Origin of the sequence: Aeromonas sp. Y318-3, from assembly GCF_027706185.1 — a bacterium.
GTDB classification, from domain to species: Bacteria; Pseudomonadota; Gammaproteobacteria; order Enterobacterales; family Aeromonadaceae; genus Aeromonas; species Aeromonas veronii.
Genome location: NZ_JAPDCN010000003.1, coordinates 61,794 through 76,213, shown reverse-complemented (window position 1 = coordinate 76,213; position 14,420 = coordinate 61,794). Strand labels below are relative to the sequence as shown.

Annotated in this window: 8 protein-coding genes; 3 read left to right on the top strand and 5 right to left on the bottom strand. The window is 62.0% G+C overall.

What is annotated here, in order from left to right:
• Positions 1-135: 135 nt before the first annotated feature.
• Both OKB77_RS04955 and OKB77_RS04950 read left to right on the top strand, forming a co-directional pair.
• A complete protein-coding gene (locus tag OKB77_RS04955) occupies positions 136-768 on the top strand; it encodes a trimeric intracellular cation channel family protein (protein WP_005333975.1) in 633 nt (210 codons plus the stop codon).
• 100 nt (positions 769-868) lie between these two features.
• Positions 869-1,261 (top strand): hypothetical protein, encoded by a 393-nt coding sequence (locus tag OKB77_RS04950; protein WP_005333978.1) that lies wholly within the window; start codon positions 869-871, stop codon positions 1,259-1,261.
• A 77-nt stretch (positions 1,262-1,338) separates the two neighbouring features.
• On the opposite strand, the gene thiI is transcribed toward OKB77_RS04950, so the two are convergent.
• Entirely contained in the window at positions 1,339-2,787 is a 1,449-nt protein-coding gene (gene thiI, locus OKB77_RS04945; RefSeq protein ID WP_270817039.1) for a tRNA uracil 4-sulfurtransferase ThiI, read from the bottom strand.
• A gap of 177 nt (positions 2,788-2,964) precedes the next feature.
• Between thiI and OKB77_RS04940 the strand changes: the two genes are divergently transcribed.
• Positions 2,965-3,930 (top strand): hypothetical protein, encoded by a 966-nt coding sequence (locus tag OKB77_RS04940; protein ID WP_270817038.1) that lies wholly within the window; start codon positions 2,965-2,967, stop codon positions 3,928-3,930.
• A gap of 426 nt (positions 3,931-4,356) precedes the next feature.
• On the opposite strand, the gene pbpC is transcribed toward OKB77_RS04940, so the two are convergent.
• The 4 genes from pbpC to OKB77_RS04920 all read right to left on the bottom strand — a co-directional run bounded on the left by pbpC (position 4,357) and on the right by OKB77_RS04920 (position 14,376).
• A complete protein-coding gene (gene pbpC / locus OKB77_RS04935; protein ID WP_270817037.1) occupies positions 4,357-6,789 on the bottom strand; it encodes a penicillin-binding protein 1C in 2,433 nt (810 codons plus the stop codon).
• Positions 6,755-11,644: an alpha-2-macroglobulin family protein gene (locus OKB77_RS04930; RefSeq protein ID WP_270817036.1), complete on the bottom strand. Its 4,890-nt coding sequence runs from the start codon at positions 11,642-11,644 to the stop codon at positions 6,755-6,757. The genes pbpC and OKB77_RS04930 overlap by 35 nt, the downstream gene beginning before the upstream one ends.
• Before the next feature lie 166 nt (positions 11,645-11,810).
• Positions 11,811-12,473 carry a DedA family protein gene (locus tag OKB77_RS04925; RefSeq protein ID WP_270817035.1) on the bottom strand — a complete coding sequence of 221 codons (663 nt, stop codon included), beginning with the start codon at positions 12,471-12,473 and terminating at the stop codon, positions 11,811-11,813.
• Positions 12,474-12,687: 214 nt separating this feature from the next.
• Positions 12,688-14,376 carry an FAD-dependent oxidoreductase gene (locus OKB77_RS04920; protein ID WP_270817034.1) on the bottom strand — a complete coding sequence of 563 codons (1,689 nt, stop codon included), beginning with the start codon at positions 14,374-14,376 and terminating at the stop codon, positions 12,688-12,690.
• Positions 14,377-14,420: the final 44 nt, after the last annotated feature.

Here is a 14,420-nt window from a genome sequence, read left to right as displayed (position 1 = left end):
CAAACGAGACACTACCGTTCGTGCTGCGAGAAAAAATCCGTCCCGACTCTCAATTTTGTCGAGCACTGTTGGCGATTGGGCTCACCAGCCCCTAAAATCGCGGCCCCATCAACAATTTGGCGTGAGTTGTTCTCCATGCAGACACTGGTTGAGCAGATTGTTTACATCAGCGACATGTTTGGTACTGCGGTATTCGCGTTTTCAGGGGTATTGGTGGCTGGCCGACTCAGAATGGACGGGTTTGGCGTCATGGTTTTGGCGGCGGTCACTGCCATCGGCGGCGGCACCATCCGTGACATGATCCTGGGAGCCACCCCCGTATTCTGGGTGCGCGATCCCCTCTATATCTGGGTCGTCATTGCCACGGCGCTGATCGGTATGTGGATGGTCAAGCTGCCCCGCAGAATGCCCTGGTATGTGCTGCCGGTGGCGGATGCCTTCGGGCTAGCTCTCTTTACCGTTATAGGTGCCCAGAAGGCCCTCAACTTCGGCACCCCGGGGCTGATTGCCGTGATCATGGGCACCATGACCGGGGTAGCCGGTGGCATGATCCGCGATGTACTGGCGCGGGAGGTGCCCATGGTGCTGCAAAAAGAGATCTATGCCACCGCCTGTATCCTTGGCGGCATTCTCTATACCCTGGCGCTGGAGGCAAACATGGACAGGGTAACGGCCATGCTCATCTGCATGACGGCCGTGTTTGGCCTGCGGGTAGCTGCTATCTACTGGCATCTGTCGCTGCCCACCTTCTCGCTGCAACGCAATTGAGAGCAGGCCCACAGCGTCATCATGTCGCTGTGGGCCGCGCGTTGAACCAAATAGGCTTTTCTGTTGTCATAGAAGCAGTCGTTGTTAGCCGGAACTTCTCATGCGCAAAATCGGTATGCTTACCACCCTTCTCCTGGCGAACGTGACAGCAGCCCACGCCGAAGCACAAGTGGTATTTGGACGACTGGCCTCGGCGCCGGTGCAGCAGTTCAACCAGCAGATACGCCAGGCAAGCCATCAACAGCAAAACTGGGTTAATGACTACCGTGAGGTCGCTCTGCGATTCGTCGGTCATGGTGACACACCCAGCCGCATCCATGCCCAGCAGCTGGACAATGATCTGGTGCTCTCGGTCGCCCTCGACGGTAGCAAGAGCGACATGATCTACATTCTGACCCTATATCGCAGCAACAACCTGTGGCAGATGCGGGAGGCGGAAATGGGCTGGCGTTGTCAGGGGCAAGACTCCTTCACTCCGGTTCCCTGTCCCTGATAGTCATTGCTCACTCTGTGAAATAAAAAAATCCGGCACATTAGGCCGGATTTTTTTATTGAAGGTAAAAAACACGCTTACGGGCGGTACACCTTGACGTTGTCAAAGCCCTTCTCTTTCAGATAGAGCGCCTGCAACTTGCTCATCACGCCGCGATCGCAGTAGAGCAGATAGGTCTTCTCCTTGGGCAGATCGCCAAAGGCGGTGGCCAGCTTGAAGAAGGGGATATGCAGCACTTCACGACCTTCCACCACCAGCGGCTTCTCATCGTGTTCATCGGCAGAGCGGATATCCAGGATCACCTCGTCAGCGCCCAGCACCTGGGTCGTTTCCACCTCTTGCACTTCAGCGGCAGTCTCTTCGCCGATACGGCGGATATCGAGGTAACGGGCCTCGGAGACCACCTTATCCAGAATGGAGAAGTCAAAATTGGCCTCTTCCTCTTCAATGCGGGAGAGCTCGGCCTTCACGGTCGGCTTTTTGGAGATGACGCCACAGTACTCCGGCATGGTCTCGGCAAACTCCAGAGTGCCGATGCGGCGGGCTTCACTGATGATGTCCGGCTTGTCCCAGGTGATAAGCGGGCGCAGGATCACCTTGTCGGTGACCCGGTCAATCACGTTCAGGTTGGTGAGGGTCTGGCTGGATACCTGACCCACACACTCGCCGGTCACCAGCGCCGGGATCTGGAACTCGTCAGCCACTTTGGCAGCCGCACGCATCATCATCCGCTTGAGCACCACGCCCATCTGACCGTTGTCGATCTTCTCGAGGATCTCGGCAACCACCGGCTCGAAGTCCACAGCGGTGAAACGTACCCGGTGGGAGGAGCCGAAACGGTTCCACAGGTGGTAGGCCACCTGCTTGACGCCGATTTCGTGGGCAGCACCGCCCAGATTGAAGAAGCAGTAGTGCACCCGGCAGCCGCGCTTGATGAACTGGAACGACGCCACGCCGGAGTCAAAACCGCCGGAGATGAGACTCAGCACATCTTCCTGAGTCGCGATGGGCATGCCGCTCAGGCCCTGATGGATGGCGCTGACGATGAAGAGCTCTTCGCCGTCAATCTCGAGGTTGATCTTCACATCCGGGTTCTTAAGGCGCACACCATTGCTTTCGCAGTGCTGGTTCAGACCGCCCCCCACATAGCGCTCAACCTCGAGGGAGGAGAACTCATGCTTGCCGTGGCGCTTGGCGCGCACGCAGAAGGTTTTGCCCTTGAGCTGTTCGCCCCATACGGCTTTCACCTGCTCGAAGATGTCGTGCAGATCGGTAAACTTGCTGGCTTGTACCTCGAGGAAGGCCTGAATGCCCGGAATACAGGCCAGGGCTTCAATAGCCTGTTCGCGGAACTGGTCATTACGGGAGCTCACAATCAGCTTGTCCCAATCCATCCGTACGCGGGCATCGTCGTCGAAGCGGCGCAGGACATTGCGGATATTGCCCTGCAGGATCTTGATAAAGCGCTGGCGAACCGACTTGCTCTTGATGGTGATTTCCGGGAACAGCTTGATAATGAACTTCATGGTAATGACTCGGGTGACCTTGATTTAAGGGCGCGAATTATATCAGAACTTTGTGGCCAGCGCCTACTGGATGAGCGTTTGCTCACATTACCCCACGCAGTGTTTGCCGTGCAGCGCCAATCTTGCGTATATTCCCGACCCTGCGCCTCGCCAGATTTTTGACAACAGACTGATCCGATGAAGACCTATATCTACTACCCCGGCATGGAGGTACGCGACGAGCTCTGGCTCAAATTTGCCTTGCTCTATCTGGAGCGGCTCGCCTTCGTCTTCACCGTCAGCGAAAAGAGCGGTCTCACCGCCCTGCTCGATACCCTTCAACAGCAGACCGATCTGCTGGCCGAGCGGCCCGGTGCCGCCTTCTTTGCCGCCATTACCCCGCAACTGGAGAACCAGATAAGCGGCCTGGTGGCCCCCGATTTCGTCCGCCACAAGGTGTTTGGCAACAAGGAGCTGATTGGTCGCTGGCGTCAGGAGGTCAACCACGACTGCTTCTGCCCGGAACAGGCGGGGCTGGAGCGACTGCACGGCTTTTGCCTGACTCACGGCTTTGCGACCCGGGATGAGGGTGGGATCAGAATGGCACGACGCTTTGCCAATCTGCTCTCCATGCGTCTTGCCCGTGAGTGGGCACTCGCCAATGACGGGGCGCTTATTACCGATCACGACTATCTCGACCGCCTGCTCCATCTGCTCGAATCCCGCTACCACAATCGCGGCGGTCAGGATTGCTTCCTCCTCGAGATCCCGTTGCAAGTGCCCACTCACCTGGCCGACATTCCGTTTGCAGAGCTGATTGCCCTGCGCGGGCGCAGCGGCTTTCGCCAACAGCTGGCCGAATTTCATCTGGCCCTCGACAACCTGCTCACCATGCTGGGTAGCGGCTATGCCGACCCGGCGGCCCTGACCCGCTTTGAGCAGGCTCAGCAAGGGCTCAATCAACTGCTCGGGCCCGAGACCCTCAGCATGCCACTCACCACCCTGGTCAGCACCAGCCTGCCCGCCGTAGCCATGCTCCACCAGTTAAAAGCAAGCCATCCCGAAAGCAACCTCATCTTCCATCCCATCAAGAAGAGCCACTTTCACCAGCGCAAGAGCCAGCACTTCTTCACCCGGCTCGGCCATCTGCGCCAACCGGGCTGAATTGGCGGAATGAAAAAGGGGTTGGCATCTGCCAACCCCTCTCGTTTTCTGCGGCCTACCAATCATCACCCCGGTGATTGGCCCGCTCTTGCGCCTGCCTGCGCGCCTCCATCGCCCTGTCACGGCGGATATTGGCAGGGGTACAGGCAAACTGTTTCTGATTGCAACGCGCAAAACTCTCGGAAGCAGGTTCGAAAGGTGAATAGAACCCGGTACGTTCAGGAGAAACATGGTGATCACCATGATTGGTTGTGGCACAACCCGAACTCATCAGCACCAGCAAGGGACACAGAACACGCAGCAAAAGAGAACTCCCGATTGGATTTGAATGAATTCGTAATTATTCACAAATTAATTCATCCAATCAAATATTGATGCATTTCAAATAGTTAATTACATTCACCTCAATGGTTGTCGGCAAAACGCTCAACGGGTGATGGTGCTGGCATCACCGTCAGGATGCACCACGCGAAACTCGATATGATCGCTGTTGCCCGCTTCATCCACCACCACCAGCTGATAACGACCCGCCACACTCAGCACCTGATCCCCGTCCCAGCGCAGCCGCTGGCCGTTGAGAAACCAGGCCGGCTTGCCGACACCGCCGAGCACCTTGGGCTGCAACCGATAGCGCTGGCTGCGGATAAGGTTGCCCTCCCCCAGCGCCACGATGCGAATGGGGGCCTGCAGCTCGGCGCTCTGCCCTTCCCCCGCGCAGCCGCTGGCGAGCAGCGCCTGCCGTCGCTCACCAGGTGACCGCCAAGGCTCCAACGACAACGGCCAGAGTGCCCGAAAACCGGATTGTGCCGCATCGGGGCAACGGGTCAGCGTCGGCTTGCCTTCAGCAGTGAGTGCAACTTGCCGCAGCGGCGAGGGCCAGTCCATGGGATCCGGCAAGGTGGGAGGATCGCGCCCTTCCAGCAACCAGGCGCTCTGGCGCTGCAAACAGGCTTCAGGCAGGGTCGCGCTCATTTTGCGCCCCAGCGGCCAGCAGATCTCGGCCTCACTCACCGTGTTGGGTTGTGCCGGCAAGGGGCTGTTGTCAGCCAGCCGCGAGTAGACCGAGAGCAGCAGCGGCACCGCCGCGCTCTGGCCATAAAAACCGGGCATGGGGGTGCCGTCGGGGCGCCCAAGCCAGACGCCGATGGTCCAGCGACCGGAGACTCCCATCGCCCAGCTGTCGCGATAGCCGTAGCTGGTGCCGGTCTTCCAGGCCAGCCTGTTGACCCGGCCAGTCGCCTCGCTGGCAAAGGGCTGATCAGCCCGTCCCTGCGCGCTCAATATTTGCCAGATGATCCAGGCCGCGCCCGGACTCAGCAAGGGGCGCGACACCGCCTGCTGCCCCGCCAGCCAGACCGGCATTGCCACCTGCCCCTGTCGAGTGAGCGAGCTGTAGAGCGCGACAAGCTGCTCGAGCCGAATACCCGCCGCCCCCAGCGCGATGGCCGGGTTGGGCTTATCGGAGAGCGCCAGTCTCACCCCGGCGTTGTCGAGGCGACTGACCAGTTTATCCGGCCCAAGCGCCTCCAGCACCTGCACCGCCGGTACGTTGAGGGATTGCTGCAGCGCTTGGGCCAGCGTCACCGGCCCCTGAAAGGCACCGGAGAAGTTGGCGGGGCGATAGTCAGATCCCAGCCTCGGCGCATCGGAGAGCAGAGAAGCCGAGTGCACCAGCCCCTCGTCCATGGCCAGCCCGTAGATAAAGGGCTTGAGGGTGGAGCCGGGGGAGCGGATCGCCTGCACCATATCGAGGTAACCGTGGCGGCGCAGGTTGCCATACTCGGCGCTGCCCACATAGGCACGCACCGCCATGGTTCTGTTATCGACCAGCAGCAGGGCGGCGGAGGTCTGCTCGGGGAAGCGGCGAATGTAGCTGGCTACCCGCCCCTCCAGCCAGTGCTGCAGATCGCCGTCGATGGTGGTGTGGACCAGCGCCCCGGCCTGTTGGTTGGCAGCGAGACGGGCAAACAGCGGCGCCTCCATCGGCGTAAAGTGTCCCCGGGCCAGCACCGGCTCGATACGCCCCTCCAGCCACGCCTGTTCGGGCCAGACACCCTGCGCTACCAGTCGCTGCATCACCTTGTCACGGGCGGTGCGGGCCCGCTCGGGATGCCGGTCCGGCCGGTTGCGGCTGGGAGCCTGCGGCAGCACCGCCAACAGCGCCGCCTCGGCATAGGTCAGCTTGGCCGCACTCTTGCCGAGATAGGCAAAACTTGCCGCCTGCACCCCCTCCAGGTTGCCGCCAAACGGCGCCCGGTTGAGGTAGACGGTGAGCAGGGTGCGCTTGTCGTAGTGCCACTCCAGCTGCAGCGCGCGGGCCATCTGACGCAACTTGCCGGGCACGCTCCGGTGGTAGGGCTCGATAAGACGCGCCACCTGCATGGTGAGGGTCGAGCCGCCCGACACGGCGCGCCCGTAGCGCAACCACTGCCAGACCCCGCGCACCATGGCCACCGGATTGACCCCGGGATGACGCCAGAAGTAGCGATCCTCGTAGCCGAGCAGCGCCTCGATATAGCGGGGGGAGATCTGCTCCAGGGTCACGGGGTAACGCCACACGCCGCTGGTATCGGCAAAGGCACGGAGCGGTCGCCCCTTCATGTCGAGCACCACCCGTGCGTAGGCAGGGTCGAGCGGTGGCGGCGGGAAGAGTCTATCCAGCGCCAGCAATGACAGGAGTAGTGCTACAACTCCCAGCACCGAGAAACGCAGCCAGCGCGGCAGGCGACCAAGCCAGCGCCAGCCTGCGCGGCCACTGCGACCCAGGCTCAGCCAACCACGCTGCCAAAAAGTGAGCGGGCGAACCCGCTCAAGGGAGGGTTTGTTACTCAGAGATACGCACCTCGTGGATATCCTCACCCACAGCCCGCAGTTCAGGCCGGTACATATCCTCCACCTGGGTCGGTGGCACCTGATAGCGACCCGGCGTCACCGCCCGCATCAGGTAGACCAGCTGCTGGTTGCTCCCCTCACTCAGATCCAGCGCCGCCGTATAGCGGTCATCGCGAAACTCCTGATGCTTGAGATAGTCGTTCCATTCGCTCTGCCACGCTGGTTTCCCCTCGATGGAGAGCTCTTCGAGCTTGATGCTGTTGCCAAGGGCGGGGTTCTCCAGCTCGAAGCCGGCGGGCACCATCTCTACCAGCAGAGCATCGGGCACCGCCGACTCACTGCTGACGTTGAGCCGCACCACCACCAGATCCCCCACCTTCACCTTGGCGGGGTCAAAACGCTGACCATCGCTGTTGAACCAGCTGCGGGTCACACTCATCCCTTTGCTAATCCGTGCTGGCGCCTGTTCGGGGTAGCCGACCAGAGTGCGCTGCACATAAAGCGAGCCCTTGCCCTCGTTGGTGACGGCGCTGGCGGCCAGTGCCTCGGGGGCACCCTGCTGCAACGGAGCCGAACCGCTCAGGGATCCACTGCCAAGAGAGGAAGTTACCTTGGCCTGCCAGTCGGCGGCCGGATCGAAGCGGGCGAGTCGCAACAGGGCGAGCCGCTCCTGAGTGCTGAGCCACTGACGATGGGCCAGGGTATCTGCCACCTTGGCACTGAGGGCTGGCCAGCGCTCCGCAGCCAGCTTGTGCTGGCGCAGCAAGGAGAGCTCGAGGGCTCCATCGCGTAACTGCGAACCGTAATCTCCGAGATAGTCATCCCCGCGCTCGGTCGCCAATGCCCGGCTGAGGGCCTTGGCGGCGTTCTGCTCATCCCCCATGGCCGAGAGCGCCAGCGAGAGGTGCAAAAGCGGCAAACCGGAGCGGGCGTGATCAGCCTGCTGCTCCCAGATAAGTCGCAGGGTAGCGAGCGGTGCCTTGCCCACCCGGGCCAGCACATAGGCGCTGTAGGCCTGATAGGCCAACCGGCTGTGCTCGGGGGCACTGCTCCTGCGCTCACCATACTGACTGTCGGTGAGATAGCTTTGCAGCCGGTTCAGCGCCTGATTGAGCATTGCCTCCGGCACTGCGTCGCCTGCCTCCTTGCGCGCCAGCAGGTAGTCGGCGGCATAGGCGGTGAGCCACAGCTCCTCGTCGGAGCGGCCATCCCAGAGGCCAAAACCGCCGCTTGGCAGTTGCAACCGCTGCAGTCGTTGCAGCAGGGCACGCTGCACGTCCGCCTCGCTCGCCGCTTTCTTGCCCTCTGCGGGTTTGCTCCAGGCGGCCCGCTCATCGGACGTAGTCAGCAAGTAAGGCCAGGCGCGGGAGAGGGTCTGCTCCAGACAGGCGTAGGGGTAGTCGGCCAGCGCCTGCCACTGGGCTCCCGGGTCCCAGGGCGGAGTGCCGGAGAGGCTGAGCAGCCCCTGGAGGTTGGCGCGATCCAGCCCGACCAGCTCAGCTGGCGAAAAGCTCATCTGCTGACCGGGGGCCAGCATCTGGTAGCGCTGGCGAGTCTCGGCAGGCCAGGGGGAGCGCAGCGGCAAAAACCAGTCGCGGCTGATGGCAAAATCCTTGCCGCTGGCCGCCAACTGCAGGCTTGCCACACCGCTCGCCCCGGTCACGGTGAGCGGCAGGGTCAGCCACTGCTCCTCGCCATTTTTAAGGGAAAGGGTGCTGGGCAACTCGCCGTTTGCTTTCAGTCCACCATTAAGGGTCCAGACAAGGGAGAGGGCCTGATCCTCGCCACTCATGTTGCGCAGCTGCACCAACGCCCGGGTCTCATCCCCTCTGGCGCCAAAGCGTGGCCAGCCAATTTCGGCCACCAAGGGCGCCACTACCTTGACGGCGCGCTCGGCCTCCCCGACCTGCTGTTCGTTCCAGGCCAGCGCCATCAGCGCCAACTCGCCGTTGAAGTTGGGCAGATCGAGCGGGATCACCGCCTTGCCCTGCTCATCAAAACTCACCTCGCCGCTCCAGAGCGCGGCTACTTCGACCCTGCTCTCCAGCGCACCGCCCTTTTTCAGTGGCGCCCGATCGCCCCCATAGTTGAGGCGGGCCAGCTTGCCATCTTGCGGCGGGATCACCTGACCGTAGTTGTCGAACAAATCTTGTGCGAAGCGCTTGCGACCAAAGAAGATCTCGAACGGGTCGAGCGGCTGGTAGTCGCTGATATTGAGCACGCCCCGATCCACCGCGGCCAATACCACGCGCCCCTGACTGTTGGGGGTGGAGGTAGCGGTCACCTCCAGCCGGGTGAGCGGCACCGCTTTATCAGGCGCGCTCAGGGTGAGCGGCAGACGGCGCGCTTCCCGATCCAGCGTGAGCGGCACCAGCCCGACCGAGCGCAGGCTCTGCCCCTGCTGGCTGCTGACCGGTTTGGAGGCGCTGTCTGGTGCGGCGATCTGGGCCGAAATGTGCAAGTCATGGCGCTGCCACTCGGGGCTGACCGGGATCTCGAACTCGCCGCGGGCATCCTTGGCATCGCCACCGGCCCCCTTGAGCTCGATACGCTGCCACCAGCGCAGGCCGTCGCCATCTTCCACCAGCAGCAACCCCTTGCCGGGGCGCGGGGCCACCAGCGTCACTTTGGCCTTGTCGCCCGCCTGATAGGCGCGCTTGTCGAGGGTGATGGCAATCTTGTCGGGCCGCGCCTGCTCGCCACCACCGCCCCAGGCGTAACTGCCGATCTCCACCCGCAGGCTCGATTGATGGCCTTGACTGTTCTCCACCTCGAGGCGATACCAGCCCGCCGCCAGTTGCAGCGTGAGCGGGGTCGGCCCCTTGCCATCCAGCTGCAGGGTCTGCTCCTGCTCCAGATAGGGCTGGCTGTTGAACTCGTACTTCCACCCCTCGCCATCGGCGTAGTGCCAGTAGTAGTCGCGGTACTCGTTGATAAGGCGCACCTTCACCGCCCCCACCACCGGTTGACCTTGCTCATCGAGGTTGAGGATCTGGAAGGGGAGCGGCTTGCCCCCTTCCACCCGATCGGCCACGAAATCGGCCTTGAGTGCCGGCCACTGGCTGCCCGCGGGCCAGCCATACTGGGTGCGGCTGCGATTGACGGCGCGACCACCGGGCTCAGCGAGCGACACCCGATAGGCCACCTCCAGCGGCCCGAGGGCGCGCACCCCATCGAGCTCATCAGCTAACGAAAAAGTCCCCTGCCCCTGCGCATCGAGGGTGAGATTGAGGGGCTCGAGATCTTTGGCCTGCTCGGCCAGCAGCACGTCACCCAGAGTGAACTCCTGCCACTGGGTAAAGGGCATGGTGGCGCGGCTGATCTTAACCTCCGCCTTCGCCTTGGTGGCGCTCGCCGGCGCGCCGTAGAGATAGTCCCCCTGCAGTGGCAGCGTCAGGGCAGCGTCCAGACTCGTGACTTCCCCATCCGGCCCCTTGCCAAGCTGCAGTTTCAGCCGTTCCGGCAGAAACTCCTCCACCAGGAAAGGCCACTCGAAGCGGCTGCCGGCGGCGGTCTTGAGGTTGATGGTCCAGCGCCCGAGCGGCGCATCGTCCGGCAGACGCAGGCCGTAGTGGGCGGCGCCAAGGCTATCGGGTAGCAGCCGTTTCTGTTCGAGCAATTGACCGTCCGGCTGCTTCACCTCCAGCTCCACCGCCATGCCGGGCAACAGCTGGCCATCCTGCCCCTTGAGCAGGATCTCGCTGTCGAGCCGCTCGCCGGGGCGATAGAGGTCGCGCCCGCTAAAGAGATACAACTGCTGGGCCTGCCAGGGCTGGGTGCCGAGATCGAAGGTGGAGAGATCGAGCGCAGCCCCATCGAGGCGCAGCACCGCCAGATGGTTGCCCTGTTCGGCCAGCAGCAAGCGAGCCCCCTGCACCTGATCAAAGCGGCGATGGCCCTGCGGATCAGTGGTTTGCACCTGCAACCGGTTGCCCTTCTCATCGAGCAGGGAGAGCTGCACATCCTTGAGCGGGTCGGCGCTGGCCAGGGAGCTCACGAACACCTCCAGCTGATCGCGGTAACGACGGGCACTGAGCCCCATGTCGCTCACCGCGAAATAGGTGGTCTCCTTGCGCCAGTAATAGTTGCCAAGGGGCGACATCACAGCAAAGTAGACGCCAGCCTCGGCCAACTGCGGCTCTTTCACATTGATGAGACGGGTCTCGCGCCGGTTGGCATCGAGCTCCAGCGCATAGCGGCCACTGAACACCCGCTTGGCCCGCTGGGTGATCTGCTCAAGCTCCCAGTTACCCATGCCGGCACCGGGGCGATACTCGGCCAGAAAACGGGGTAGATATTCCGCATCGACCCGAAAGAAGTCGATATTGACCTCATCGACGTTGACCGCGCTGATAGGCAGGCGCAGCTCATCGCGCAGCGGCAATACCATGCCGCTGGCGGTAAACGAAGCCCCCGCCTCCAGCGGCCGGGTCTTGAGGGTCCAGCTCTGGGGGGATGGGCCCAGCCCTGCCTTGAGGCTCACTTCATAGCTCTTGTCGGGCTGAACGTTCGGGAAATAGAGGGTGCGACCATCGTCGGCGAGGATCCACTCCCCCTGCACCTGCTTGCCCCCTTCATTGACCGAGAGCCAGCTCTGCCAATTGGCCTTGGGCGCCAATTGGCCGGAGAAGACCAGCGCCAGCGCCGGCGCATCCCGGTATTGACGGGCATTGGCCTGCACCACGGCGCTTGGGGCACCCGTTTCCTGCTGCGCGGCAGGCTTTATAGTCGGCCCATTGGCAACAGGCTTGTCGGGGCCGCAACCGGCCAGCAGCAAACCGGCCAACCCGGATAGCAGCAGGGCCGACCAGCGGCGACGATTCAGAGGGTGTGCTCCTTGGACAGAGCGACGGGAAACCGGGCGAGCGTGAAAGAGGCGCATAGATTCCATCCTGGCTGGGATCCGCTGCAACAGCAGCGAGGCAGCAAACAGGATAAAGCATCGAGCGCCCCTGACACAAAGAGGATTCTCGCGGCAACAGGCAGAAGCCACCGTGCTGCGACAACGGCCGCCCTTTCAGAGCGGCCAAACACTCAGCAGACCGAAATCAACGGAGGGGGGATTGCTCTCTTTTGGCACCGCCCTTGAACCAGCGAAAGAGGATGGCCGAGACGGCGATAAGGAAGAGCACCAGAGAGGTGATGAGCAGCATGCGGGTCAGCAGCTCGCTGTGTGCCACAAAGAAAGGCACCGTCATCGCCAGCTTGCCCACCAGACTCAGACAAAGTGACCAGAGCACGGCGCTGGCGAAACTCGCCACGCACATGCGCAGCACGCTCAGACGACCTATCCCCATCAGCATGGGGGTCAGCACCCGGACGAACGGAATAAAGCGGGAGGCAAACATGGCCAGAAAACCGTACTTTTTCAGCAGCCGGGTCGCCTTGGGCAGGCTGTCGGGAGGCAACATCCGTTCGATATGATCCATAAAGCGGGTGCGCTGCAGTGCCCGTCCCTGCCAGTAGGCGAGCACAGAACCTATGCCAGCAGCCAACGGCAGATAGACAAGAGTCACTTCAGGGCCAAACACCCCCATGCCAACCAACCCACCGGCCAGCAGTACCAGGCTGTCCCCCGGCAGGGGCAGGAAGACGAATGCGGACTCCAGCAGCAGTACCAGCATCAGGCAACTGATCAGCAGGGGTACCGCCTGCATCTGAACCAGGGCGTCAAAATCCTGATGCCAAATGGCCATCAGCATATCCAGCATGTCACTCTCCCTACTACACGGTTCATCATGAACGAGGCAGGGGTTATAGCACCCATCCCCTGAACAAAACGTTAATTTTGTCCGGCACAGGAAATAAAGTGTGTCGAAATATTGCTGCAATTAGGGAATGCAAGGAGGGCGAAAAGCAGAAACAAAAAGCCCCTCATCTTGCACGCACAAGGGAGAGGGGCAAACAGGCACAGAAATAAAACGGTTACTCGGCGGTGGCCATCTGCCAGGTTTTGAAGCCGCCGGAGAGATTCTTCACTTTAAAGCCGTGCTGGCTCAGCAAGCGGCAGGCGACATGGCCGCGCAGCCCAACCTGACAGCTGATCAGCAGCTCTTTCTCTTTGGGCAACTCATGGAGGCGACCACGCAACTCGTCGAGGGGGATATGCAGCGCCCCCGGAATGCGACCCAGCTTGTCAAGCTCGGGGCCATTGCGCACATCCACCACCAGCTGATGGGGGTTACGAGCCTGCACCTCGGCCACGTGGCAGAGCAGGGAGTCCCCCTTCAGGTGGTTGCTTGCCACAAAGCCCGCCATGTTGATCACATCCTTGGCCGACCCAAACGGCGGCGCATAGGTGAGCTCCAGATCCTGCAGGTCAAACACGGTGAGACCGGCGCGCTGGGCCACTGCCAGCACATCGATGCGCTTGTCGATGCCATCCTTGCCGATGGCCTGGGCGCCATAAATCTTGCCATCCGGGGCAAACAGCAGCTTGAGGCTGACCGGATGGGCGCCCGGGTAGTAACCGGCGTGGCTGCCCGGATGGACATAAACCTTCTCGAACGGCAATCCCAGTTGCACCAGTCGCTTCTCGTTGAGGCCGGTGCTGGCCACCGCCAGATCGAACAGCTTGCAGATGGCGGTCCCTTGCGTCTTCTTGTAGGTTTCGCTTCGGCCCAGCATATTGTCGGCGGCGATGCGCCCCTGCCGGTTGGCCGGGCCCGCCAACGGGATCAGCACAGATTCGCCGGTGACGAAGTCTATCTCTTCCACCGCATCCCCCACCGCGTAGATAAAGGGATCCGAGGTACGCATCCCGGCATCAACCTTGATGCCGCCCCGTGGGCCCAGCTCCAGCCCCGCCTTGGCAGCGAGCAGGGTTTCCGGCTTGACGCCGATGGCGAGGATCAAGAGACCGGTATCAAGATGGGAACCGTCATTGAGGGTCAGGCGCAGGCCACCGCTTTTGGCGGTCGGCACAGCGGAGGTCTTCTCGGCAGGCAGATCCAGACTCTCGATGGCAGTGAGGCCGGTGCGCAGGCGAAGGTCGATCCCCTCTTCCCGGATACGGGCATGGAGCATGTTGGCCATCTCCTTGTCCACCGGCGCCATCACCTGATCGGCCAGCTCCAGCAGGGTGACATCCAGCTTGCGCTGATGCAGCGCCTCCATCATCTCCAGCCCGATAAAACCGCCACCCACCACGGTAACGTGGCGCGGCTGATCGTGGTGCAGGGCCGCCAGAATGCGATCCATGTCCGGGATGTTGCGCAGGGTATAGACATGGGGGCTGTCGATACCGGGGAAGGGAGGACGGATCGGCGCCGCCCCGGGGCTCAGCAGCAGCACATCGTAATGCTCGCGCTGCTCTTCACTGGTTTGCAGGTTGCGCACCAGCAAGGTCTTGCCCGCCTTGTCGATCTCAATCACATCGTGGAAGACCCGCACATCGACGTTGAAACGGCGCTTGAAACTCTGGGGAGTCTGCAGCAGCAAGGCATCCCGGTCGGGGATATCGCCCCCGATGTGATAGGGCAGACCGCAGTTGGCGAAGCTGACAAACTCGCCCCGCTCGAACATCACGATCTCTGCCTCTTCACTCAAACGACGAGCACGAGCCGCCGCCGATGCGCCCCCCGCGACACCACCGATAATCAGGATCCGTTTCATCTGCAAGACTCCTCATACATGATAATGGGCAATAAATTAGACTT

What these genes read in the sequence shown, in the direction of transcription:
- OKB77_RS04925 (WP_270817035.1), bottom strand. Translation starts at nt 12,473, where the DNA reads ATGCTGGATATGCTGATGGCCATTTGGCATCAGGATTTTGACGCCCTG.
- thiI (WP_270817039.1), bottom strand. Translation starts at nt 2,787, where the DNA reads ATGAAGTTCATTATCAAGCTGTTCCCGGAAATCACCATCAAGAGCAAG.
- OKB77_RS04920 (WP_270817034.1), bottom strand. Translation starts at nt 14,376, where the DNA reads ATGAAACGGATCCTGATTATCGGTGGTGTCGCGGGGGGCGCATCGGCG.
- OKB77_RS04930 (WP_270817036.1), bottom strand. Translation starts at nt 11,644, where the DNA reads ATGCGCCTCTTTCACGCTCGCCCGGTTTCCCGTCGCTCTGTCCAAGGA.
- OKB77_RS04940 (WP_270817038.1), top strand. Translation starts at nt 2,965, where the DNA reads ATGAAGACCTATATCTACTACCCCGGCATGGAGGTACGCGACGAGCTC.
- OKB77_RS04950 (WP_005333978.1), top strand. Translation starts at nt 869, where the DNA reads ATGCGCAAAATCGGTATGCTTACCACCCTTCTCCTGGCGAACGTGACA.
- OKB77_RS04955 (WP_005333975.1), top strand. Translation starts at nt 136, where the DNA reads ATGCAGACACTGGTTGAGCAGATTGTTTACATCAGCGACATGTTTGGT.